18 protein-coding genes and 1 tRNA gene are annotated in these 24,129 nt (G+C 39.2%); 11 read left to right on the forward strand and 8 right to left on the reverse strand.

Features of this window, described 5'->3' with window-relative positions:
• Positions 1–85 precede the first annotated feature (85 nt).
• From DVR12_RS16055 to DVR12_RS16070, 4 genes are all read right to left on the reverse strand, one after another.
• Complete coding sequence (locus DVR12_RS16055) at positions 86–1,720, reverse strand: RagB/SusD family nutrient uptake outer membrane protein (RefSeq protein WP_116976823.1); 1,635 nt, start codon at positions 1,718–1,720, stop codon at positions 86–88.
• Positions 1,721–1,740: 20 nt separating this feature from the next.
• Positions 1,741–4,677 (reverse strand): SusC/RagA family TonB-linked outer membrane protein, encoded by a 2,937-nt coding sequence (locus DVR12_RS16060; RefSeq protein ID WP_233522409.1) that lies wholly within the window; start codon positions 4,675–4,677, stop codon positions 1,741–1,743.
• A gap of 662 nt (positions 4,678–5,339) precedes the next feature.
• Positions 5,340–5,411 (reverse strand) — tRNA-Met (locus tag DVR12_RS16065).
• A 286-nt stretch (positions 5,412–5,697) separates the two neighbouring features.
• The gene (locus DVR12_RS16070) at positions 5,698–6,462 is read right to left on the reverse strand and encodes an NIPSNAP family protein (RefSeq protein ID WP_116976825.1); all 765 of its coding nucleotides are present in this window, start codon (positions 6,460–6,462) and stop codon (positions 5,698–5,700) included.
• A 68-nt stretch (positions 6,463–6,530) separates the two neighbouring features.
• Here DVR12_RS16070 and DVR12_RS16075 point away from each other — a divergent pair, with 68 nt between their 5' ends.
• From DVR12_RS16075 to DVR12_RS16105, 7 genes are all read left to right on the forward strand, one after another.
• Entirely contained in the window at positions 6,531–7,643 is a 1,113-nt protein-coding gene (locus DVR12_RS16075; protein WP_116976826.1) for a suppressor of fused domain protein, read from the forward strand.
• 78 nt (positions 7,644–7,721) lie between these two features.
• On the forward strand, positions 7,722–8,585 hold the full coding sequence (locus DVR12_RS16080) for a TraB/GumN family protein (RefSeq protein ID WP_116976827.1): 864 nt from the start codon (positions 7,722–7,724) through the stop codon (positions 8,583–8,585).
• A gap of 11 nt (positions 8,586–8,596) precedes the next feature.
• Positions 8,597–9,100 (forward strand): RNA polymerase sigma factor, encoded by a 504-nt coding sequence (locus DVR12_RS16085; RefSeq protein ID WP_116976828.1) that lies wholly within the window; start codon positions 8,597–8,599, stop codon positions 9,098–9,100.
• Complete coding sequence (locus tag DVR12_RS16090; protein WP_116976829.1) at positions 9,090–9,701, forward strand: hypothetical protein; 612 nt, start codon at positions 9,090–9,092, stop codon at positions 9,699–9,701. Before DVR12_RS16085 ends, DVR12_RS16090 begins: the two co-directional genes overlap by 11 nt.
• A 284-nt stretch (positions 9,702–9,985) precedes the next feature.
• Positions 9,986–10,420, forward strand: a complete 435-nt coding sequence (locus DVR12_RS16095) for a hypothetical protein (RefSeq protein WP_116976830.1) — start codon at positions 9,986–9,988, stop codon at positions 10,418–10,420.
• A gap of 382 nt (positions 10,421–10,802) precedes the next feature.
• Positions 10,803–11,363 carry an RNA polymerase sigma factor gene (locus DVR12_RS16100; RefSeq protein ID WP_158563288.1) on the forward strand — a complete coding sequence of 187 codons (561 nt, stop codon included), beginning with the start codon at positions 10,803–10,805 and terminating at the stop codon, positions 11,361–11,363.
• Positions 11,364–11,589: 226 nt separating this feature from the next.
• The gene (locus DVR12_RS16105) at positions 11,590–12,276 is read left to right on the forward strand and encodes a methyltransferase domain-containing protein (protein ID WP_116976832.1); all 687 of its coding nucleotides are present in this window, start codon (positions 11,590–11,592) and stop codon (positions 12,274–12,276) included.
• Between the two features lie 21 nt (positions 12,277–12,297).
• On the opposite strand, the gene DVR12_RS16110 is transcribed toward DVR12_RS16105, so the two are convergent.
• Positions 12,298–12,912, reverse strand: a complete 615-nt coding sequence (locus DVR12_RS16110) for a hypothetical protein (protein WP_116976833.1) — start codon at positions 12,910–12,912, stop codon at positions 12,298–12,300.
• A 78-nt stretch (positions 12,913–12,990) separates the two neighbouring features.
• Between DVR12_RS16110 and DVR12_RS16115 the strand changes: the two genes are divergently transcribed.
• Positions 12,991–13,872: a hypothetical protein gene (locus tag DVR12_RS16115; RefSeq protein WP_116976834.1), complete on the forward strand. Its 882-nt coding sequence runs from the start codon at positions 12,991–12,993 to the stop codon at positions 13,870–13,872.
• A gap of 57 nt (positions 13,873–13,929) precedes the next feature.
• The gene (locus DVR12_RS16120) at positions 13,930–14,655 is read left to right on the forward strand and encodes an ATP-grasp domain-containing protein (RefSeq protein ID WP_116976835.1); all 726 of its coding nucleotides are present in this window, start codon (positions 13,930–13,932) and stop codon (positions 14,653–14,655) included.
• A 51-nt stretch (positions 14,656–14,706) separates the two neighbouring features.
• On the opposite strand, the gene DVR12_RS16125 is transcribed toward DVR12_RS16120, so the two are convergent.
• The 3 genes from DVR12_RS16125 to DVR12_RS16135 all read right to left on the reverse strand — a co-directional run bounded on the left by DVR12_RS16125 (position 14,707) and on the right by DVR12_RS16135 (position 18,745).
• Positions 14,707–16,080 carry a sugar porter family MFS transporter gene (locus DVR12_RS16125; RefSeq protein ID WP_116976836.1) on the reverse strand — a complete coding sequence of 458 codons (1,374 nt, stop codon included), beginning with the start codon at positions 16,078–16,080 and terminating at the stop codon, positions 14,707–14,709.
• Between the two features lie 45 nt (positions 16,081–16,125).
• On the reverse strand, positions 16,126–17,910 hold the full coding sequence (locus tag DVR12_RS16130) for a class I mannose-6-phosphate isomerase (protein ID WP_199417125.1): 1,785 nt from the start codon (positions 17,908–17,910) through the stop codon (positions 16,126–16,128).
• A gap of 100 nt (positions 17,911–18,010) precedes the next feature.
• The gene (locus DVR12_RS16135; RefSeq protein WP_116976837.1) at positions 18,011–18,745 is read right to left on the reverse strand and encodes a GntR family transcriptional regulator; all 735 of its coding nucleotides are present in this window, start codon (positions 18,743–18,745) and stop codon (positions 18,011–18,013) included.
• A 277-nt stretch (positions 18,746–19,022) separates the two neighbouring features.
• Between DVR12_RS16135 and DVR12_RS16140 the strand changes: the two genes are divergently transcribed.
• Complete coding sequence (locus tag DVR12_RS16140; protein WP_116976838.1) at positions 19,023–22,169, forward strand: SusC/RagA family TonB-linked outer membrane protein; 3,147 nt, start codon at positions 19,023–19,025, stop codon at positions 22,167–22,169.
• Between the two features lie 21 nt (positions 22,170–22,190).
• Positions 22,191–24,128 carry a RagB/SusD family nutrient uptake outer membrane protein gene (locus DVR12_RS16145; RefSeq protein WP_233522410.1) on the forward strand — a complete coding sequence of 646 codons (1,938 nt, stop codon included), beginning with the start codon at positions 22,191–22,193 and terminating at the stop codon, positions 24,126–24,128.
• The last annotated feature ends 1 nt before the right edge of the window (position 24,129 follow it).

The following is a 24,129-nucleotide window of genomic DNA, read 5'->3' on the forward strand; positions in this document are numbered from 1 at the left end:
TCAATAATTCCTCTATAAGTTACCTTAATAAAAATGGGCTGTCTCGATATCGAGACAGCCCATTTTTAATTATTATTTGTTCTTATCACTCAAAACCTGGGTTTTGTTTCAGGTTTGGATTAATACTTAATTGTCTGAATGGAATAGCAAACAACTTGTATTTATCAGCAGTTGGTTTGTGATCCCACCAGGTAGCAGTGGTGAATTTTCCGAAACGGATCATGTCTTCACGACGTTTTCCTTCGAAGATAAATTCACGACCTCTTTCTGCTAACAACTCATCCATAGTCAGGGTAGTAGTTGTATATGCTTCTGTAGTCCAATCTGCAGCTTTGAAAGCACGTTTTTTGCAGGTATTGATCAGATCTACTGCTTCCTGAGTAGCCATTTTACCGTTCTTTCTCATTAAAGCTTCAGCTTTATTGTAGTAGATTTCAGTTAAACGATACAACATGAAGTCATTACCCCAGTAATTAGGGTCATCGGTTTTACCAGGAAGATATTTAGCGAATCTTGCACCGCTGTTTTCTTCACCGCGGGTCATTCCACCTTCTCCGGTTTCACCTTCAGAGTTACGACGGATTTCTTTTACAAAAACCAGTGGTTTATCACTGTATTCTTCAGTACCTAATACAAGGCTATCAGCTTCAGAAGTGCGTAAAGCCGGATCTTTCTTCATAGATCCGATCAGCATCCACTGTTGTTTACGAAGGTCTTTATCTTTAAACGCGTCGAAAGCTGTTGGAATTACAACGATACCGTTGTTACCATCGCGATCTGCGTTATAGATCTGACGTTGACGATAGTGCCAGAAATCTCCGTTCCATCCAAAGCGGAAGTTTCCACTACGGAAATCGTATGCGATTTGGAACAGACCTTCAGGGGAATTACTGTTAGTATTGGCAAATGCATTGGTAATATTTGGTTCAAGAGCAGGAATGCTACCAGCAAGAGAACCACCGTCACCAGCAATGATTTTATTACAGTAAGTAATACAATCATCCCAACGAGGGGTACCAGTCCACTCTTCAGCATTGAGGTATAGTTCTACCAGCATTGCATATGCACCTGCTTTGGTAACACGACCTACCAGTTGCGGAGATAATGGTTGTAATTGTTCAGCATTATCTCTGATTTCCTTTTCGATGAACTCGAATACTTCTTTACGAGGCTTTGTAGCAGGAGACTCAGGAACACCTACTTGAGTAACAACCGGAATATTACCGTAAAGATCCATCAGTTTCAGATAATGCCAGGCGCGAAGAACTTTGGTTTCTGCGATAATGCTTGTTTTATCTGCTTCGGTCATCCCGATTTTGGTAAAATCCAATGATGATAAATCTCTGATGGTTGCATTACAGAATCCCATACCCCAGAACATCAGGTTCCATGGGTTCCATACGTTATCATCGTTTGCGATCCATTGGTGATTGTGTAAGCGGATCCAGTTACCACCGTCATAACCGTGACGGCCTTTTTGTGGCCATGCCAACTGATCTGCAGAGAGTTCAGATACTCTCCAGTAACCAAGCTGGCCGGTAGGAGCAGCCCATGCATTTGCGTGAGTGAATGGGCGTAAAACTGCCGACATTACCTCTTCTCTGTTACGATAGAAATTGTCTACAGTGATTTCACTATATGGTTTTTCGTCGAGCTTCGTACATGCACCTAAACCAAGTGCCATGAAGGCTGCGCCGAGAATTATATTACTTTTTTTCATTTTTTAAGTTTTTGCTGCTTTTAGAATCCGATGTTCAGACCGATGGTGTAAGAACGGGTACGTGGATAAAATCCTCTTGAGTCGATACCGGAATCAAGAGCAGTATCTTGCAGTTCTGGGTCTAAGCCACTGTATTTGGTAATAGTAGCGATATTACGTCCGGCTGCGTATAAACGAAGGTTACGGATGTATTTTGTTTTCAGTTGGAAGTTGTAACCTAAAGTAAGGTTATCCAATTTTACAAAATCGCCTTTCTCCAGGTAGTAGTCAGAGTATGCAGGATTATCATTAAGCTTAGCATTTTTACCAAGTACATAATCCAGCATGTTGTTAGGAGCCCATTTTTTGTTACCGAAGTACATATCCTGCAGATTCAGGATTTGGAATCCGAATTTACCACGGAAGAATACTGTCAGATCCCAGTTTTTGTAGCGGAAAGTATTGCTCCAGGAAGCCATGTATTTAGGAATACCAGTACCAATAACTGCTTTGTCGTCTTCATTTACTTCACTAGCCAATGCTTTAGAACCATCTTTTTTGTACAGTAACCATTGTCCGGCATCATTGAATCCTGCAAAGCGATATCCATAGAAGGAACCGAGTGGACCACCTTCAACTACGCGGATAGCCTGACCGAGGTTTCCTGGGGAAGGAAGATCTCCGAAGTATTGAGGAGAAGTTTTGTAAACCTCGTTAGAGAAGGAAACAACTTTATTTTTTTGGAAGTTGAATGTAACATCACTGTTCCAGGTAAAGTCTTTAAGTTTCACAGGAACGGTATTCAATACTACTTCAACACCACTGTTGGCAAGTACACCTACGTTGGTATACATAGTAGACACGATATTGGCAGGAACTTGAGAACTGTATGCATAGAGCAAATCATTGGTTCTACGGTTATAAACATCTAAAGCACCACCAATTCTGTTATTCAGGATAGACCAATCCAGACCGATGTTCAACTCTTTCTTGGTTTCCCATTTCAGGTTTGGATTAGGGTTCTTGTTAGGGCCGTATGTTTGAATCCATTTACCATTTTGCAAATATGCACCACCAGTACCCATTGTAATTAATGCCTTATAGTTAGGGATACCCTGGTTACCAGTAACACCATAACCTGCACGTAATTTCAGGTTATTGAAGATATTGATATCCTGCATAAATGCTTCTTTGGAAATAACCCAACCAGCAGATATTGCCGGGAAATTACCCCATTTGTTGTTGACACCAAAGCGGCTGGAACCTTCGTGACGAAGAATAGCCTGTAACATATATTTCTGTTGGTAGTTATAGTTGATTCTACCAAAGAATGCAATCAGGGTATTATCTTCTTTACGGCTATTCATAGACGGACGAGGAAGTTTTGGATCATTAATTGCATTTCCTGCATTAATGTTCCAATCTTCAAAGGCATCGGTCAGGAAGCCGTTGTTGTTCATATCATAAGTTTCCCAGGTAGAGTATTGGTAGCTGTAACCACCCATTATGTTGAAGGTATGGTCAGAAACTCTTTTGGTATAGTCAACGGTTGACTCAAAAGTTCTGTCTTTACCAGTATAATTTGCTTTACGGGCATAACCACCACCCTGGTAATCCTGGATTGAAGAACGGGAGATTTTGCTGCGATATTCACGATCATTATAGTCGTCGCTTACAATCGCACCAAATGCAGAGATTTTCAAATCCTTGATTGGTTCCAACGTTAAACGAAGGTCACCGGAATTGGTTTTTTGATCTCTGGTATTTTGTTCCTGCATTAAGCGTGCTAATGGATTATAGTTATTGAAACCATTTGTTTCAATGAATTTACCATTGGCATCATATAGAGGAGCAGTAGGGTTGCGTTGAACAGCCTGTTCGAAATCACCACCTCTACCACCATTCATATTGGCTTTATTCAGGTTGGTAGCAAGGTTTAATTGTAAAGACAGTTTACCTTGTAAACCAGTTTGGTTGATGTTGATTCTTCCACCATATTGCTGACGACCATTTTGCAGTGCAATACCGTTTGCATCGTTGTAATAGACAGAAGCACGGTAGTTAGTAGTGGCAGTACCACCAGAAGCAGCAAAGTTGTGATAATGGCTAAGGTTATTCTTATCCAATAACAGATCATACATATTTACGTTTGCACCCTGGTTATTATTCTCGCCAGCTATTTTTAAATAATCAGCGGCGCTAAGAATACCTGGTTTTTTAGCAACAGCTTCGCGTTGCAGATAGGTAGAGTAGTTAAACTCCGGCTCGCCTGCTTTACCTTTTTTGGTAGTGATCAGGATTACACCATTGTTACCTCTGGTACCGTAGATTGCAGCAGCAGAACCATCTTTCAATACGTCGAAAGAGGCGATGTCATCTTGTTGCAGAAGATCTAAATTTCCTCCGGGAATACCATCGATAACGATTAATGGCTGCATATCACCGTCCATAGAAGTTAAACCTCTGATCTGGATAGAAGCGCTACTGTTTGGATTATTACCATTAGGACGGGTAACAACCAAACCAGCTACTTTACCCTGAACCAGGTCCATTGGTGAACGCGCACCACCCTGGTTAAAGCTTTCAGCTTTAACAGTAGCAACTGCAGTGGTTACCTCATTTCTTTTCTGAGTACCATAACCAATTACCACAATGTCCTGTAAAGATTTTACAGAAGGTTTAAGTACAATGTTGCCAGCTGCATTGGCAGGAACTTCTTTAGAGTCGAAGCCAATGAAACTAAATACCAGAACAGCATTTTCAGGGGCAGTCAGGCTGAAACTACCATCAGGTTTAGTTATGGTACCTGTAGAAGTATTTTTTACTTGAACAGATACACCAGGGATAGGTGTTTTGGTCTCTGCATCCGTTACCTTACCGGATACTTGTTTGCCTTGCGAAAAGGCAAAATGCGAGAGGAGCATCAGAACCATGCTGGCAAAACAGGTCTGCGCCCAAAACGTGGATCGTTTGTGCATATTCATTAATTGAAGTTGGTTAATAAAAGTTTGATGCCTTTTACTGAATGTTAAGAAAATCGATTTAGCATTAGTGATAAAGGCGGTCTGGACTTAGAGTGTTTTTGTTTTTAGTTTAAAGTTTTGATTTAGAAATACGTGAAAAAATAGTCTTACAGTACTTTATTCCATATTATGGATATATACTAAAGCAGCATACGTGAATTATAGTAATTTCAAAATTTAATATAATAACAAGCAATATCGATTTAGCTGAGTAGCAAAAAAATAGAATACCCTTATTTCATTGCTGAATAATCTCTAAAAGTCGACTGACAAAGTTTTACTTTCCTTCTCATAAGTCAATTCTAAATAGCTATTTTCTAATATTATATCGATAAATTAAAAAATCGATTTAGCAACTAAGCCTAAAAAAAAGATTCCTAAAAATCCCTTTCCAAAAAAAATAACAAGCGTTTAATATTCGGTTCCTGTCATTAAAAATTAAAAGTAGTATTTATTTGCTGTAAAAGAAATCATTTTTAACAATTTTTTTATAGAAGCCATTCAAATGTATCCGACTACCTCATAAAAATGAATCACCAGGTGGGAAAAATAGGTGCTGAAGAAATATTCCTAAAACAAAAAATCCGAAACCTAAGGCTTCGGATTTTTTGTTCTTGTAGCGAGGAGCGGATTCGAACCACTGACCTTCGGGTTATGAGCCCGACGAGCTACCTCTGCTCTACCTCGCAATGTGGTTGCAAATGTAGGCAATTAATTAACACTACAAAATTTAATAATTATTTTTTCTTGGGAAAAGCCTTGATCTACAGCCGGTTTGCAAATGGTGGGGTTTGTTAAATCCTCTGTGGTATTGTGTTTGAAGCTGGTGGTGTGAACGAAAAAAATCTATCAACTTTTTTTTAACTACAATCAAAAACTTCGTTTAGTCCGTTCGTATATAATTAATTATTGATGACTAAATTAATTTATGTACAATTTCCGGGCTGTGTTTTTTACAGCCCGGAAGATCTAATTTTAGATATCTGAATAATCTGTCGGTTGTAAAAAGAAGATCTCAGACTTTGAAACGTTATGGGCATATTCTTCTTTAGCTACCAAAGATTTCCATTGCGAATCATCTCCAAATGCTTTCCAATGTGCATCTCTTTCTGCCTTATTATTAAATGTGGTCATATACATTAAATTAGGCATCCGGCTACCCGCAACCACTGATCCATAAAATACCGCATTAAATCCTAAACGTTTAAAAATACCTATTTCATCACCTGCATTAAACATTCTAACTTTGTTGATATGGTATTTCTCAGAAGAGCTTTCGTAACTACGTAATTCGTAAATTCTTTCTTGCCTGGGCGACTCCAATTTAGGAATATCCATACCTGGCATGCCGGGAAAAGCTTGCAACAAAATAGATTCTACACGGGCATACATCGGGTTATTCCATGCTGCATCTATAAAAGTTTTACCACTTTCCAGAAAGGATTTATCCTGGAAAAGCCTGTTATCAAGGCTGGCCAGTTGTTCTAAATTGCTGAAAGGGATCAGTACATACAACTTTAAATCTGCTGTATCTGCTGTTACTGGTTTGAAAACACCAACCTGCTTAATACCCGAACGGTGCAATGCAGGTACATAGGAACTTTGAAGAAATTGCTCAAGGCTCTGCAACTGCTGATCATTTTTTAAATGATATACCTTAATCTGATAAAACAAGCGATCCTTTGCCGATAAAGAAAATGTGCATAGAAGGAATGCCAATAATAATGTGGAATATCTCATAAGAATTAAATTACATTGGCGAAAAATAATCTAAATAAGCCACGATTTATAGTTTTAAAATTTGAAGAATGATGGAACCGGTAATATTAATAGAAACCTCTAACCATAGCAGAACACTTACTGCTGTTGTGGAGCAGGACGACAGAGTAGCTTATTTCTACCTATTTCCTTCCGAATTACTTACAACCAAATATTCTCCACGCCCTTGCTGGCTAAGAAACCTTAAGCCTGCACCGGAAAAAAGAGACACCGCAGCTATGAAGGAAGGCCTGGCCCCTATGCTGGAAGCCAGATATTGTAATCATCCCACCGGTAAACCTGCCCTGGAAGCAAATCGACTTTCCATTGTCTGGACACCAGAAGGTGATGGTGCCGCTGTACTATATGATAATGAAATACTCGGAGTTATTCCGGGCTGGACTCTATACAGCGACGAACAAAATGTTGCCTATGCAGCTGATTGTATTGGTGCCGGAGAAGATGATCAATTAATGCCTCTCGGTGCCAGAGGCAAAAATGCTATGTATCAGAAAGTTGATGAAGCTATCGCTTTCCAGGAAGAGTGGGCTACCGAAACCAGCCAGGCCTGGGGAAAATTGCAGGAAGAGTATCTCAAAAACTATGAGTCTGTCTTCGGCCCACTCCGGAAATATTATGCGATCGACGGCGGCCAATGGCCACCTATGGGGCTTGGCAGATTTGAAAAAGACGGAATTGTTTACTTTCTGAGCCTGGGTATTGGAATCAGACCAATGCCCTGGATAGAACTATTATATAATGATAGAGCGACAGGTTTCAGGCGAATGGAGTTGGCATGGGCTATTAAGAAAGATGACTTTTCAGAAACTGAAATTATGGAAATGGCAGGTCTTATTTCAAGCGTGGCCGACAGACCCTGGAAATTAATAACCTGGCTGGGAGTTGGTCATACAATTCTATCACAGGAATTGCCCAAACCATTTGAAAGCGTGATCGTTACGAAGGCAGATAGTCAAATAACTGTACCAATGCCCGAACTATACGGAGATCAGGTAAATTTATTCTGGCTTCTCCCAATCACCGAACTGGAAAGGACATATGCTCATCACTTACCGGATGCCGGACATTTATTAATTACTAAACTGGCTGAAAACGGTATTCATTATATTACTACCAGGCGGGCAGAACTACCATTTGATTGATTCAGAAAAAAAAGTTTAAAAATTTTGTAACGAAATAGAAAGTGCGGCTACTAACCCTATAAATAAAAATTCAATGCCATGAAAAATAAACTCAGTATTGTAGCCGCACTTGTTTTAGTATTATTTGTTAGCCTTGGGGTTTTTGCTCAATCCTCTACGCCAAAAGCTTTGCTATGGAAAATTAGTGGTAATGGTCTAAAAAAGCCTTCATATTTATACGGCACCATTCACGTGCTTTGTAATGATGATTTCTTTATTCCTGAAAACCTGAAAAAAGTTTTAAATCAAACTGATAAACTTGTACTTGAAGCTAATATTGCAGATCCACAGTTAAATGAAAAAATTTTAAAAATAATTTTAACAAATACCCCCCTAAGTCAACAACTTTCACCTGCTGATTATAAGGAGATGGATTCTATTCTCCTGGCAACCTGTAAGGTTCCGCTAAAAACTTTTGAAAATGTACAACCGGTAGTAATTCTGTCTTTGCTTGCCCAACAGTCTTTAAATTGCCCTACTCCTGATAATTACGAAAAAAAGCTGATCGATTTAGTTACTCTGCAAAATAAAAACATAGACTGGCTGGAGGAACTGGAAGATCAGATGAATTATCTGATTAAATCCTATACCCTTGAACAAATCGTTGCCCAAATAAAATCCACAAAAGACCTGAAAGAAGGAATGAAAGACCTGGTAAGATTATACAAACAGCAGGATATTAATGGGTTATATAATGCATTAACTACACCCGACCTAATGGATGCCAATACTATTCATTGGATGCTGGAAGTGCGTAATACAAACTGGGTAAACAAAATGCCTGGTATGATGAAAGAAAAGAGTTGTGTGTTTGCAGTGGGCAGTGGACACCTGGCCGGAGAAATTGGACTTATTCAACAATTAAAGAAGAAAGGATATACCGTAACCCCTGTACTAAATTAAATACTGGCATCTTGAATAGCACAGAAAATGAATTTCTTGCCTTGATAGAATCTAACAAAGGAATCATTCGAAAAGTATCCCGAACGTATATGGATACACGTGATGATCAGGCAGATCTGGAACAGGAAATTATCTATCAACTGTGGAAGTCTTATGATTCATTTCAGCACCAAAGTAGCTTCTCTACCTGGATGTATCGTGTAGCATTAAATACTGCATTAGTATTTTATAAGAAGGAGAAGAAAAAGCTGACAGTTGATAGGGAAATACCTACAGATATTATTTCTGAAGAAAATACTTCAGCGGTGAAAGACCTTCAGTTATCACACTTCTATAAGGCAATTCAGAAATTGGAAAGGATTGAGAAAGCTTTGGTGTTACTTCATTTAGAGAATTATTCGCATAAAGAGATAGGGGAGAATCTGGGAATATCAGAAGGAAATGCAAGAATAAAACTCAGTAGAGCCAAAGAGAAGCTTAAAACACTTATTAAACAACAAGGTTATGAATTTTGATGATATAAAAGATGCATGGAATAATGATCAGGAGAATGAAAATATTAAAATTCCTGCAAAGTTAGATCAGCTTAAATCGGCTCAATTACCAGTAGAGCGATTAAGGAAGGGAATGAAATCTGAGTTTTGGGTACAGTGTTTAGTTTTAGTGATTGTCGGATTTACACCTAAATTCTTTTATCTGCAACCACAAATGATCCTTCCTTTCTATGCATTGTATTCATGCAGCCTGGTTGTTTCTATCTATTATTTTTTCAAGTTGTATGTTTTTTATAAACGTATAGGATCTCTAAGTCTAACTTCTAAGGATAATTTATATGAATTATACTATGAGGCCAGGTTGAGCATCGAAGTGTATAAATCCTTTACATATATGCTTGTCCCGTTTTTTATGGTAATGGCTGTATTGCTTTTTGCAAGTGTGAAAGTGGATGGTTTATATCAGAGGTTTCTGGACAATGAAACGCTTATGCTAATGGCGGCCTTTAGTTTTGCGAATGTAATAGCTTTAATAATCCTGATGACTGAAATTTGGATAAAGTATGGTTATGGAAAATATATTAAGCAGATAAAAGCAGTGCTGGATGAATTTAAAGAGTAAATTATTTATTTGATAAATAAAACGGTTGAGAGGATCGACCGTTTTATTTTATTTGATATAATACTATATTCGCGCTGTTTTTAATTGTACCTATCCTTTACCTATGTACGAAATTGTTGTATCAGACTTGTTGCCCAATATATCATCTATCGTGGCGGCCGGTCATTATTCGACCACCCCAACGTCGCCTTTTGTAATAATTGCCACAGTTCTCTCTTTAAATCAGATCAGGAAAGATTAGAAAAAAGCTTACACAATCAACTTTTCAATTAAACCAGTACACTATGAACTTTAAAAATGCGATGCTGGCAGCTGCATTGATTTTATCTGGCTGCGCTACCGGCTCAAAGAATGTGAGCAATGATAACTCTTCACCATTAACTGGTACCTGGAGATTAGTAGAAAGCACTACCAAGTCGGGGGCCCGGACTCGTAAAACCTATCCAGTTGCAGGTCAGGAGGCTATCAGGATTTATAATGGTAGTCATTATTCATTTTTCCGCCATAATACTCCGGATAGTTATGAGATGGCTTTCGCTTCAGGAGCGGGAACCTATACACTGAAAGGAGAAGATTTTCAGGAGCATCTGATTTATTGCGATGTACGTCGTTGGGAAGATCAGATACTAAATTATAAGGTTACTTTCATAGGTGATACAATGAAAATGTTTTCACCGAAATTTTCGACTGAAGATGTTTTCGTTAGGATGACGAAATAAAGATTTTTGTTGAAATACCCATTTTTTTAGCCCCAAAAATTTGTTTGATTAGATCCCTTTTTAGGAAACCAATTGGTTACGTTTTTTGATTTTCTTACTCCCCCTTTTTCAGGGTTAAATCCTTTGCAGTATTGAGTTTTGGTGTTTTGTAAAAAGGCGTGATTAACAAAGTATTAACCAATCTTCATGCTTTTAGATCTTAATTTTAATCCAGATTACAAAGGATAGCTTACTTAAAAAGCCGAATAAAGCCACCATCAGTTAAACTAGTCGTAATAGGAATAAGTACTGAAATCAACAATTAAAAAGAAAAGAAAATTTTCTTAACCGTAGTTCGATAAGAATATTTTTTCTAAACCACTCTCCTAAAAAGGAAATGAGAATGCAAGAAAACATCCAGGACTCTATCCTCTTGAAATTATTAAAAGAGGGTAATTCAGAGGCCTTTACAACCGTGTACAAGAAATATCGCCGACTACTTATGGCAACAGCTGTAGATATGCTGAAAGATAGGGATAAAGCGCAAGATCTGTTACAGGAATTTTTCATGGATTTTTGGCAAAAGAAATTATTCCTGAAAATTGATGCGCGTTACCAAAATAGGGATGGAGATACAATTATGAAGAACTATCTGTTTATGTGCATCCGTAACAGATGTTTAAATGTGATAGCAAGACAAAAAACTTTCTGCAGCGATATCCCTGACGAAGGATTTGAGCCAAAAGACCAGTTGGAAAGTAAAGAGATCTATTTCTACGTAAATAGAGCCCTTACGGTAAAGGTTCCCCCAAAATCATCAAAAGCCTTCCGGCTGAGACATTATGATCAGAAAAGCCATAAGGAAATAGCCGCAGAAATGAACATCAGTATCCAAACCGTAAAAAATCAGATAGGTACCGCAGTTAAAATTTTACGTGGTCATTTTAGTCCAGCCTTCCTGTAATCTATTCATCTCCGATTTCGTTTCATAAATAGTGATAGATCCCATAATTTGAATGTTGATACGTCAACAGCGGCCATTGCATGCCCCGGAAACATCGCTCCTAAAGCGTATGCAATGGCTTCAGATTATGTGTAGGCTTCATTCTTACAAAGAATGGGGTAGTGTATGTATTGCATTTTACGAGGATAATTAGTAGCTTGAAAATGCTTTTGCATTTTTTAAGACTATGGAGTTATTACCTGAAAACGAATTAATCTGGTCGCCCGTTGTTGCCAATAATAGGATGAACCGCAAACGCATAGCTAGTGGTGTAAATAGCTATGAGAAAGAATTAAAATTCAACCCCGAAGCCTTTCTCAATAACCAACTTGCTAATAATAATATTGTTAAATGGCTCGACTTATGTTGTGGCGAAGGAAATGCTCTGCTTCAGTATGCCAATACACTGGCTGCACAGAAGATGCAACAACATTTCGAACTCAAAGGAATTGATCTGGTAGATCAATTTCAACCTATTCCCCCAACAATCAAGTGTGTGAAATTCGAAGTAATGCCCCTTGTCCAATGGACTAGCTCCGAACAATACAACTTAATCACCTGTGTTCATGGAATACATTATGTCGGCGATAAACTTAAAGTATTGGGAACTGCTCTTAAATCCCTTGCCAACAAAGGAATTCTCCTAATGAATATTGATCTGAAAAGCATTAAAGTACATAACGATCCGGATAATCTATTCCTGAAGCAATGCCTTTCAGAACAGCAAATAGATTATAATTCACGAAGGAAGATACTTTATTGTGAAGGCCCAAGAGACCTGGTTTTAAACCTTACCTACCTGGGAGCCAATGATAAAGCAGGCCCCAATTATACAGGGCAGGAAGCGGTTGATTCTTACTATGTAAGTGGTTAAGTAGATTCCAACCTTAACATCTTATTGTTTGCCCCAGAATTCCCTAATATATGGGGTGACAAAAAAAGCATCATTAATATCCTCATTATCCCAACAACAATAATAAAACATAGTGTATTCGTGTAATTGGAAATCCTCCTTAAGCAATACCATTACTCTTGGCCAGATATTTTTTATCCATTTTAAATCAACACCCGAATTACTTGTTTCCAACATCATTATCATCAATAAAAAACGAATATCCTCACTGTTGGTAGTAGCATATTTAGTGAAGTATTTTTCAATATCGTCAATTGTAGGAACTATATATTCCCAGTCCTGCCTGTTGATATCAAACGGATATTCAAATTCAGCTGCTAATTCCTGAATTGCATCACCAGTAGGGAATCTCCACTTTGGAACACGGGTAATTAATGTTGTAGTGTTACAACTACAACACCACCAGTATATTTTATCATCATCCTCTAACCTGCTTTCAGTTTTTATATTACAAATAACACATACTCTTTCAAATGATTCATCTTCTCGCGCAGAATAGCCACACTCACATCCCCAGGTAGTAGGAGTTGTGCGATCTTCATCATGAGTCCATGTAAACGAGTCCTTGTTGCAGGCTGGACAAATTTGAGTTGCCATTTTTTTCTCCGAAAATATTCTAATTATTTTAATCCTGTTCAAACGATTCGGTACTTTGGGAACAAGAAAAATATAGCTATGGCAACTGATGGAGTGAAAATAATTGATGGCGACCTTGCACATGATACCTATAATAAAATCATGGACTTATATGATGGAGGAACCGACATTGAAACCATTAAAAATGAATTACCATTCGAGAAAGATGATGACGGATTCTATCACGAAATATTTGTAACTGCCTATGCTCTGGCTTTTTGGGAAATTGGAGCATTAACAGAAGAAATACTGAATGAAGTAAAACGTGTTATTGCATTAGGAGAAGGAGTGAAAGTATGGACCGAAGAATGTGATGCAAAAGAAGGTAAAAAACGCCAACAGGTGCTGGACAGGTTCTTAAAAAAGATTTCTCAACCAAATCTCAAAATCAGAAAACGGAAGAAGTATGCACTTGTCAGGAGCTTCTATTTCCAGCCAGACGATGTACTTACATTCAAACTAAGTGATAATAATTACTATGTAGTTATCCGCACAAGGATAACTCAATATAGGGGAGAGTGTACCTACGATTTAGCTACTGTAACTTTGCAAAGCGATAAAAAACCAACCATTGAAGAAATCAATAATAGCCATATCATTGGAAGAACAGTTCCAACTTCATTTGACGAGGCTACAATTATTGAAATGCAACCCGATGCACCAATAATTTGGGAGTATGTTGGACGAAAACGTTCCAAGTTTGGAATTGCTTACTGGGTAGTTGAGCATAAAAACATGCGTACTATAAAAGAGAATCTTGAGGTTATTGGAAAAATTAAAATAAGAGAAAGCCTGAAGGATTATAGTAGTATTGGTGGCCTTACCACCTTTGCAGATTTTGATGTACGCTACAAAGATATTGGAATTAGCCATTCGCGTCATTTAGGCAGTAAGTTTCCACTAAGTTTACTCTGTGAGTAATTGCAATTTTCGAAAATAAGTTGTCACTTTACGCAGACTCCAATTATACATTAGAATATGAACAAGCAAATCACCCTATTAATACCTGAAAAAACTGATATAGAATTTGATAAAGTTGTTGAAGCCTGGCTTCATAGAAACGGGCAGATAAAGCGATTGGGGAAATACTGGATCAAAGATGAGGCATTATCCAATCAACCTATTGCCATTTATGGTAATCAGACCTTTTCATTAGTTTTAGCTCTGATTTATAATGTTGATTTGCTTTCCCCTGATGATACCCTAATCGCCAGATTAGATCATAAATGGAGAAAACGAAAGATAGAACTTAAGGAAATCAGCCAGGTAAAACCTACTGACTTTCCGGTATTTATTAAACCGGTTATTCCAAAACTCTTTCTGGCAGGTGTTTTTCAGACATTCAACGATTTCGATAAGGTAATCAGTGGTTTGCAAAATCATGAAATGATTTTAATGTCTGAAATTATTGATCCTATTCTTGCTGAAGTAAGATGTTTTGTGAGGAATGGAGAAATAATGGATCTGGCATTGTATGAAGGAGACGCAGACTTAATAGAAGCCAGAAATTTCCTTTCTGATTTTATTACAAATACAAAACACGATTTACCTAAAGTAGTGGTAATAGATCTCGCATATAACGAATTGAATGGTTGGTTTGTGCTGGAATTTAATGCTTGCTGGGGAGCAGGTTTAAATAATTGTAACGCTGAAAAAGTGATTGATTGTATAGTTGAAGCAACTGAGGAAACTCCGGAACGATAATTTATTAGCCCCCAACTTACTAGTTGAGGGCTATCTTGATGGAAAATTAACCTAATGCCCCCACATTCCTTCCACTTCTTCTAATGTTCTACCTTTTGTTTCAGGTACCATTTTATACACTGTAATAAAAGCAAGAAAGCAACATACAGCAAAAAAGAAGAAGGTGACAGCAGCACCGGCACGTCCTAATAATATTGGTGTTAGTTGTCCTACAATCGTGTCCGACAACCACATGGCCATAATACTTACCGCCATTGCTCTTCCTCTGATTTGAGTAGGGAAAATTTCGGCTGCTATCACAAATTTTAATGGACCGAGCGAAAACGCAAAACATGCCAGGAAAAGAATAATTGAAATTACTAAAGCAATATTATTGGTTGCTCCGGTATAAAAACATATCCCTGTAAAGAGCAGGCTAATTGTAGCGCCAATAGAACCTGCAATATAGAGCGGACGGCGCCCCATCGTATCCACTTTCCATATAGCTATCAGCGTGAAAATGAAATTAGCTAAACCAAAAATCACCTGATTAAGGAATGCATTGGAAATATTGATTCCTGCATCATTCAGGATACGAGGTCCATAATAGATAACAGCATTGATGCCGCTGAACTGTGAGAATACCGGAAGTAATATCCCTATCAGTAAAGGTTTGCGCATGGCAGGTGAGAGTAACTCCTTATAGAAATTTACTGTAGAAGAAGTGGTAGGTGTTACTGCATAGCCGGCGTCTATAGTTGTTCCCGTTATTCTTTCAAGTATTGCACTGCCTTCTCCTATTCTATTATTTTGAATAAGCCAGCGCGGACTTTCAGGAACAAAAAAGAGACCAATGAAGAACAGGAGAGATGGAATTGTGCCTATTCCAATCATTCCTCGCCAGACCTCTTTCACAAAGAGTTGTTGCAGGAATGACGATTGTATTGTGCTACTATTACCTAATGCATGTTGTAGTAAAAGATAATTGGTAAAATAGGCAATGAGAATACCGGCAGTAATAGCCAATTGATAGAAAGTTACCAGCCGGCCACGAATATTTGCAGGCGCTATTTCAGAAATATACAATGGGGCTACAATAGAGGCAACGCCCACTCCAACTCCTCCGAATATACGTGCTGCTACCAATACTGTAAAGTCGGGCGATAGCGCCGAACCTACAGCCGATAACAGGAATAAAATAGCAGCAACCATCAGCATCCTCTTACGACCTAGTCTGTCGCTCAACCCTCCGGAGAATGCCACACCAACCATACAGCCAATTAAAGCGGAGGAGACAAACCAACCCTGTGCAGAATCGGATAACTGGAATTGGTCTGTTACAAACGGTAATGCACCGGAAATAACAGCCATATCAAAGCCAAAGAGGAGGCCACCAAGGGTGGCTATGAACGTTATAAGCAGCAAAGAGGAAGTAGCGCGGTTCATACTTGTGATTTGTTTTCTTTCAGTTGATAATAGGTTAAAAGGCCATTAGCAGCATTCCTCTTTCACAAATGATCTGACAACTTTCACATCTGCTCCGTTACTTATAAGTGTATATGAGCCAGCGGCGGCTGGTACTACGAAAGTTTCAGCATAATGTACGGTTTGTTCTAATCCGTTAGTGAGTACTTTAATAGATGTTCCTTCCACCAGGCTTAAAATATGACATTGACCGGCAGTGTCCAAATCTATGCGGGTATTGAATTCCAGACGTTCAATATTATAAAAATGTTGAGGGTGGGTTGGCAGATTTACTATTTTCCAATCACTTCCTTCCCTGATGGTTTCAGGTTTAGAAATTAATGTTTCTTTTACTACTTCTCCTTTTCTTTCAAAATTCAGGTTCGCAAAAGCTCTGTCGATATTCAATGTACGTGGTTTTCCGCTGAGATCTGCCCTCAGCCAGTCATACATCTTGAAGGTAAAAATATATGGTGTAGCACTGATCTCTAATACCAGGTTATTTTCACCTGAGCTATGCACTGTACCATTTGGGATCAGGAAGAGGTCATGTTTCCTTGCCGGAAAAACCTGTACATATTTTTCAATATCTACGGGTTCGTGATTATTGAAACTATTTCGTAGTACCTGTTCAAATTCAGGAGCATTGATATTTTCCTGGAAGCCGAGATATACACCAGCACCAGGTTTGGTATCGAGGATATAATAAGTTTCATCCTGTGTGAAATCTTCGCCGAAATGTTCTTTGGTGTAGGCTACAGTTGGGTGGCATTGTACAGAAAGGTTACCACCATTGAAGGTATCCAGAAAATCGAATCGAATTGGAAAGGCATCTCCAAATCTCTCAGCAGCTTTGCCCAGCAAGGCTTTATTGTTGAGCATCAGCATGGTATCGAACGATACTTCCATCAATACTCCTTCCGACTCAAGCAGAATACCGTTTTCCGGAGAGATCAGTTCAAAAGACCAGGCATAGTTAACCACCTCTTTATTTAATAAAGAGATCCGTTCTTTCATCCATTGCCCACCCCATACACCTGGTTCGAACCAGGGCCGGGCTCTGAACATATGTTCAGACATTTTGGAAATAGTGTCACGAAGCGTAGTACCGGTACACCAGCTGATGGTATCTATTCGTTGTTCATCGATAATTACATCGATTTTAGGGAGTAATTGTTTTTTATGTCGATTCAGTACTGGCCAGTCTACGAAATAGAACTGCTTGTATTGCTGTTTCGGATCATTGTTAGGGGTAGGTTGACCAAGATTGCGAACTTTTCCTGCTCTTGAGCGGAACTGGATTTCATTCTTTGGAACATCTATATATATAACGGGGGCTTTCCAACCGGCTAAGGAGGCGCCGCAGCCGTAAATGATATTCAGTTTTCCCGGAATTGGCTGGAGCTCTTGTAGTTTATCTGCGGAGAAAAAATCCCGGAATTCACCTGTAAAGCGTTTTCCGAATAAGGGGTCATCGTTTCCGATGCTGGATGAAATCAGGTGGTTTATTTCAGAAGCAGGTAACAGAGCATCAGCTACAGATATATAATTAGCTGTAGTGAGTTGTGATTGCAGGTTTTGTATAAATGTTTCCCATAATACTCCTCCATAGCCATCGATAATTAAATTGGATGACTGTTGAGTGATCCATTTAGCTAAAGATTCGAAACCGGTAAAGATAGTACCGGTGGCGGAAAAGCTTGGGTAGATATCGTATCCCGTAGTATTCTTTGTGTCTTTCGTCAGTGGGATTAGAAACTGTTCTGTTGCCCTCGACGCTGTCATCTGCTGTTCTTGAGTGGGTGATAACATGTTTGTGATTTTGTTTTATGTATTAATGTACAAACATATTGTATGTATCTAAGAAAAGCAAGTCTTGTTTTTTGAAGGATAATTATAAGCCCTTTCAAAATCAGGGTGTTCGCTTGCTCTCAACCGTATACACAAAGCTTTCGGCTTTGTAGTATCCAAGATTATATTCTATAGGCCGTTCTGCCTGATCAAAAACAAATCTTTTCCTGAATAGAATAGGGCTGTCGACCTCTATTTCCAGCTTGTTGGCAATAAACCTATCGGCTGTCCGGGCGCTGATCTCCTCTTTGGATAGAGTAGCTACCACATAGTGTTCCTGTTCCAGCATTTCGTAAAGCGGGCGCTTAAAATCATCATCACTGGTCAGGCCAATTCTGGGGTGAAAGTAGGATACAAAGTATACAAATGGTTCCTGCGGATTACCCCGCAGGCGCTCCAGCTTCATCACTTTTTTATCTGGCTTAATATCGAAGAAATTGGCGACCTGCTCATCCGGAAATACCCAACTGACATGCAATTCATAGTTTTTAATGGTAACGCCCCGGGCCTCCATTTCCTGTGTAAAGCTTAGCCAGTTCATTGATTTGGAGCTCATTTTCTGATGGGCCACCTTGGTGCCCAGTCTCTTTTTTCTAACCAACAGCTCTTCATACACCAGTTTATTAATAGCCTGGCGTAGCGTGGTTCTTGAAATAGCCAGTATCCTGGAGAGTTCCATCTCATTGGGTAACAACTTTCCTGCCTGGTACTCAGGTTGTTTAATCAGCTCCCGTAAAAGGTTTTCTACCTGTATGTGTAAGGGTATCGTGCTCTGATGATCAATTGTTAGATTCATATATGTAGTTACATAGAAAGGTACTGCAAGTTACTAAATAGCAGTGATTCTTACCGATTTTTTGATTTGTTGACGAATTTCAAAGGAGCAGAAATGGCTGATGTTGGTAAAAAGAACATAATGTATGGTTATAAATAAATATTCATAATTATTTATTTATCAATATAATTAAAGAAAAGTTAAATTTTTCTTATCAAAAAAGTTTGTCATTAAACATTTAATATGTACTTATGTATGTACAAAAACCAAATCGCTTTAATAATTTGTCTGCACTGTTATGAAAAAATGCATCCCAACCTTCCTGCATCAGAAATATCTTTACTGCTGCCTCCTGATCCTGCTTACAGGGAATGCTTCCTTTTGCCAAACAGTATTCACAGTAACAGGTAAAGTGCTCGACACTAAAGGACAAGCCATGCCAGGCGTAACCGTAAAGGTGAAACATCGACCAATCGGAACTATTACTTTGTCGACCGGTGAGTATTCTATTAAACTGGAGAAAAATACAGATACCCTGGTCTTCTCCTTTCTGGGATACCAACCGCAGGAAATTCCGGTAAATGAGCGACACAATATTATTGTAACGCTTCAAGACAATAGAAACGACCTCAATGATGTCGTAATTGTCGCCTACGGTCAACAAAAGAAACAAAGCATGGTCAGTTCCATCACGACTATCAATCCAAAAGAGATTAAAGGTCCTACCAGCAACCTGACTACCATGCTCGCCGGCCGGATATCCGGACTGATATCCTACCAACGAAGCGGAGAACCCGGAGCTGATAATGCTTCCTTCTTTATCCGAGGCATCACCTCATTTGGCTCCGGAAAACTAGACCCCCTCATCTTAATCGATGGTATGGAGTCTACTTCCACTGAACTGGCCCGGCTACAGCCCGACGATATCTCCGGCTTCTCTGTATTGAAAGATGCTGCCGCCGCATCTCTTTACGGCGCAAGAGGTGCCAATGGTGTAATTCTGGTTACTACCAAATCAGGGAAATCAGGTTCCACAAAAATGAATGTACGCCTCGAAAATTCGTTCTCTTCAAACACCCGTAACATCGAACTGGCTGATAATATCTCCTATATGTTACTGTCAAACGAAGCAGCAATCACCCGAAACAGATTAGCTCCTTTGCCTTACAGTCAAAACAAAATTGATCATACCAAAGCCGGCGATAATCCTTACCTCTACCCAAATAATAACTGGCTCGAAACTTTGATTAAAAAAAGCACCAGCAACCAACGTGCAAATATTAATCTCTCCGGTGGTGGTGAAAAAGCCCAATATTATGTTGGTGCTACAATGAACCAGGACAATGGTATTCTGAAAACACAAAGCGGTAATAACTTCAATAGTAATATCAAATTGAGAAGTTATGAGGTTCGCTCTAACGTGAACCTGAAACTTACTTCTACCACCGAAGCTATTATCAGAACTACCGGAAATTTTGATGACTATAACGGCCCTATTGGTGGTGGCGGTGCAATCTTTATTAGCGCATTGAATGCCAATCCCGTATTATTCCCTGCAATATTTCCGGCAAGTGATATGCCTAAAGTAAATCATCCTTTGTTTGGAAATGCCTCCCGGGGCGCCAGCGGAGAAGTATACAACAATCCCTATGCTTCAATGGTATCAGGTTTCCAGCAATATAATACCTCAACATTAAATGTACAGCTGGAGCTTAAGCAAGATCTGAATTTCATTACGCCAGGCCTTTCCGCCAGGGCCATGGCGTATACAAAACGCTATTCCTACTTTAACCTGAGCCGACAGTATAATCCGTTCTTTTATTCTGCCAATCCAACTGTTAAAGATCCGGAAGCATACACCCTCTCACTGCTGAATGAAAAAACTGCTACTGAATATCTAAGTTACTGGCCTGGTGATAAGATCGTAAATACCACTACCTATATGGAAGCTGCACTGAATTACAATCGTACATTCAATAAAGTGCATAACATCGGGGGCTTATTGATCGGTATTCGTCGAAATTACCTGAACGGAAATGCCAGAGATCTCCAATTATCGCTTCCTTTCCGTAACCAGGGCATATCTGGAAGATTCACTTATGGATATGATAACCGCTACCTCTTTGAAGGAAACTTTGGATATAATGGGTCTGAGCGTTTTGCAAAAAATAATCGCTATGGCTTTTTCCCGTCTATCGGTGTTGCATGGAATGCCGGTAATGAAAAATTCTTTGAAGACTTCAATAGAATTGTTACAAAACTGAAATTCCGTGCTACTTATGGCCTCGTAGGTAACGACCAGATAGGAGATGCAAATGATCGCTTTTTCTATATGTCAAACGTTAACCTGAATGATGGTGATTACGGTGCATATTTCGGTGAAAACTATGGCTATAGCAGACCTGGGGTTTCTATTTCCCGCTATCCAAATAATGAAATTACCTGGGAGAAATCCAGAAAAACAAATGTGGGTATGGATTTAGGCTTGTGGAGCGTAATGAATATTACTATCGATGCTTACAAAGAACGTCGCAGCGGTATTCTGATGCCACGATCATATATTCCATCCACTATGGGTCTTGCTGTGCCTATCAGCTCCAATGTTGGCGTAGCGGAAGGAAAAGGCATCGACGTAGCATTGGATTATAACAAGAACTTCGGAAAAACCTGGTTGCAGGTGCGCGGAACATTTACCTACGCAGCTAGTAAACTATTGGTAAACGAAGAGCCAGAATACCCGGCCAATATGATGTATCTCTCACGAGTTGGACATTCACTGGGTCAGGTATACGGACTTATTGCTGAAAGATTATTTATTGATGAAGAAGATGTAAAGAATTCACCACGTCAGGGTTTCGGAGAAGTTATGGGTGGTGATATCAAATACCGAGATTTAAATGGTGATGGACAAATCACTAAACTGGATATGATCAATGCTCTGGGATATCCCGTAACTCCTGAGATAATCTATGGATTCGGATTCTCCTTCGGGTATAAGAATTTTGATATCAGTACTTTCTTCCAGGGGTCTGCAAGATCTTCCTTCTTCATAAATCCTAAAGCTATTTCTCCTTTTGTTATTGATGGCGGTAATCAACATGGCTTGCTCAATGCTATTGCTCAGGACCACTGGTCTGAAGACAATCGTAACCTATATGCCTTCTGGCCAAGATTAGGTCTTACACAAAGCGACAATAACAATCAACCTTCCAATTGGTGGCTACGCAATGGCGCATTCCTCCGGATGAAGAGTGCGGAAATCGGTTATAACATCGGCAATAAAGGCCTGAAGAGATATCGTATTTCTGGCTTGAGAGTATATGCTAACGGTACTAATTTATTCCTTATCAGCGCATTTAAACTTTGGGACCCTGAACAAGGTGGTAACGCATTAGGTTACCCTGTTCAACGTGTGTTTAATGTAGGTGTCAACGTTCAGATATAGTGTCAGCCAAAATCTATTACTATGCAATCATTATATACTTCTTTAAAATCAATGAAATGTATGCGCAACGGGCATATTGTGTGGCTGCTGGGAGCTGTATTAGCGCTTCTGACCTCCTGTAAAAAAGGTTATCTCGATATTGTACCTGATAATGTGCCCACACTGGACCATGCTTTTGCAAACCGTTTGGAAGCAGAAAAATATTTATTTACCTGTTACTCCTATCTGCCGAGTGAAGGAGATCCCGACAGAAATCCGGCCTTCAGCGCTGGTGATGAGGCCTGGACATATTGGCCTATGAAAGAAGACTTTTTTTATCTCGATCCGTATAACATTGCCCGTGGTAACCAGAATAGCGCGAATCCTCTATTGAATTATTGGGATGGCTTTGATGGAAAATCGCTCTGGCAAGGTATCAGAACCTGTAATATTTTCCTTGAAAATCTGGACAAAGTAATAGACCTGCAGCCCTATGAAAAAGACAGATGGATTGCGGAAGCTAAATTTCTGAAAGCCTACTTCCACTGGTATTTATTCAGAATGTATGGCCCGATTCCGATTGTGGATAAAAATCTTCCTATTACTGCTACGCCGGAGGAAGTAAGAGTATTTCGCCAGCCGGTAGATTCTGTGGTGAATTACATTTCTGCCCTTTTAGATGAAGCTGCTGCAGGTGAAAATTCTGGTTTACCATTAAGGATTGCCAGTGCAACTTCTGAGCTGGGGCGAATTACTAAGGTTGCTGCATTAGCTATAAAAGCCAGAGTGCTGGTTACAGCTGCAAGCCCATTGTTCAACGGAAACAATGATTTTGCCGGAATGAAAAACAAAAATGGTCAATTGCTTTTCAATTCCAAATATGATGCTACCAAATGGGAGAGAGCAAAGGATGCCTGTAAAAAAGCGATTGATCTCGCACATGCTGCCGGCTTGAAACTATATACCTTCAATCCTTCAATCATTGAAGTAGATCATGCTACCCAGGTAGAAATGAATATTCGTAACTCCGTTTGCGAAAAATGGAACAGTGAACTTATATGGGGGCTAACTACAGATGCTGCTCCTACCTACTGGCTGCAAACATTTGCCTGTCCGCAATTAGATCCCAATGCCTTTAACATTAACCTAAAAGGAAAGCTGGCACCGCCAATGAAAATTGCTGAAATGTTTTATACCAAGCATGGCGTACCTATTGATGAAGATAAAAATTGGGATTATGCCAACCGGTTCAAATTGCGCAATGTTACCGCTTTGGATACAGGAATGCAGGAAGGGTACAAAACAGTAGGACTACATTTCGAAAGAGAGCCACGTTTCTATGCCGATATTGCTTTTGATGGATCTACATGGTTCATGAAAAACGGCGACTATAATATTCAAAGTAAACTTGAACAATATTCAGGTAAAAAGCAAAGCCGCTTATTTTCTATCACCGGCTATTTCACTAAAAAAATCGTAAGCTGGAATCTCGTATTTACTAAAACCTCATTACAAACAGAATCATATCCATGGCCTGTTATGAGGTTGTCTGATCTTTATCTCCTGTATGCTGAAGCATTAAATGAAAGTAACAGCTCCGGAGAAGCATTGACTTATCTCAATCAAATCCGCGAACGGGCAGGGCTAGAGTCTGTACAAACTTCATGGTCAACCTATTCTAAAAATCCAACTAAATATACTAACGTAATTGGGCTACGGGATATTATCAGACAGGAACGTTGTATAGAATTGGCATTTGAGGGTAGTCGCTTCTGGGATTTGCGCAGATGGAAAACCGCAACACAAGTGCTGAACACCCCAATTTATGGATGGGATATTCTACAATCGACATATGAAAATTATAACCGCAGGGTATTTGTTTACAACATGCAGTTTGTAGGACCTCGCGATTATTTCTGGCCAATCAAAGAAGATAATCTTCAAATCAATCCTAACCTGGTACAAAATCCTGGTTGGTAAT

The organism is Chitinophaga silvatica (genome assembly GCF_003419895.1).
GTDB lineage: Bacteria > Bacteroidota > Bacteroidia > Chitinophagales > Chitinophagaceae > Chitinophaga > Chitinophaga silvatica.

Bases quoted from the DNA above. Each gene is read 5' to 3' on its own strand.
- DVR12_RS16055 (WP_116976823.1), bottom strand. From the start codon at position 1,720: ATGAAAAAAAGTAATATAATTCTCGGCGCAGCCTTCATGGCACTTGGT.
- DVR12_RS16060 (WP_233522409.1), bottom strand. From the start codon at position 4,677: ATGCACAAACGATCCACGTTTTGGGCGCAGACCTGTTTTGCCAGCATG.
- DVR12_RS16070 (WP_116976825.1), bottom strand. From the start codon at position 6,462: ATGAGATATTCCACATTATTATTGGCATTCCTTCTATGCACATTTTCT.
- DVR12_RS16075 (WP_116976826.1), top strand. From the start codon at position 6,531: ATGATGGAACCGGTAATATTAATAGAAACCTCTAACCATAGCAGAACA.
- DVR12_RS16080 (WP_116976827.1), top strand. From the start codon at position 7,722: ATGAAAAATAAACTCAGTATTGTAGCCGCACTTGTTTTAGTATTATTT.
- DVR12_RS16090 (WP_116976829.1), top strand. From the start codon at position 9,090: ATGAATTTTGATGATATAAAAGATGCATGGAATAATGATCAGGAGAAT.
- DVR12_RS16095 (WP_116976830.1), top strand. From the start codon at position 9,986: ATGAACTTTAAAAATGCGATGCTGGCAGCTGCATTGATTTTATCTGGC.
- DVR12_RS16100 (WP_158563288.1), top strand. From the start codon at position 10,803: ATGCAAGAAAACATCCAGGACTCTATCCTCTTGAAATTATTAAAAGAG.
- DVR12_RS16105 (WP_116976832.1), top strand. From the start codon at position 11,590: ATGGAGTTATTACCTGAAAACGAATTAATCTGGTCGCCCGTTGTTGCC.
- DVR12_RS16110 (WP_116976833.1), bottom strand. From the start codon at position 12,912: ATGGCAACTCAAATTTGTCCAGCCTGCAACAAGGACTCGTTTACATGG.
- DVR12_RS16115 (WP_116976834.1), top strand. From the start codon at position 12,991: ATGGCAACTGATGGAGTGAAAATAATTGATGGCGACCTTGCACATGAT.
- DVR12_RS16120 (WP_116976835.1), top strand. From the start codon at position 13,930: ATGAACAAGCAAATCACCCTATTAATACCTGAAAAAACTGATATAGAA.
- DVR12_RS16125 (WP_116976836.1), bottom strand. From the start codon at position 16,080: ATGAACCGCGCTACTTCCTCTTTGCTGCTTATAACGTTCATAGCCACC.
- DVR12_RS16130 (WP_199417125.1), bottom strand. From the start codon at position 17,910: ATGTTATCACCCACTCAAGAACAGCAGATGACAGCGTCGAGGGCAACA.
- DVR12_RS16135 (WP_116976837.1), bottom strand. From the start codon at position 18,745: ATGAATCTAACAATTGATCATCAGAGCACGATACCCTTACACATACAG.
- DVR12_RS16140 (WP_116976838.1), top strand. From the start codon at position 19,023: ATGAAAAAATGCATCCCAACCTTCCTGCATCAGAAATATCTTTACTGC.
- DVR12_RS16145 (WP_233522410.1), top strand. From the start codon at position 22,191: ATGCAATCATTATATACTTCTTTAAAATCAATGAAATGTATGCGCAAC.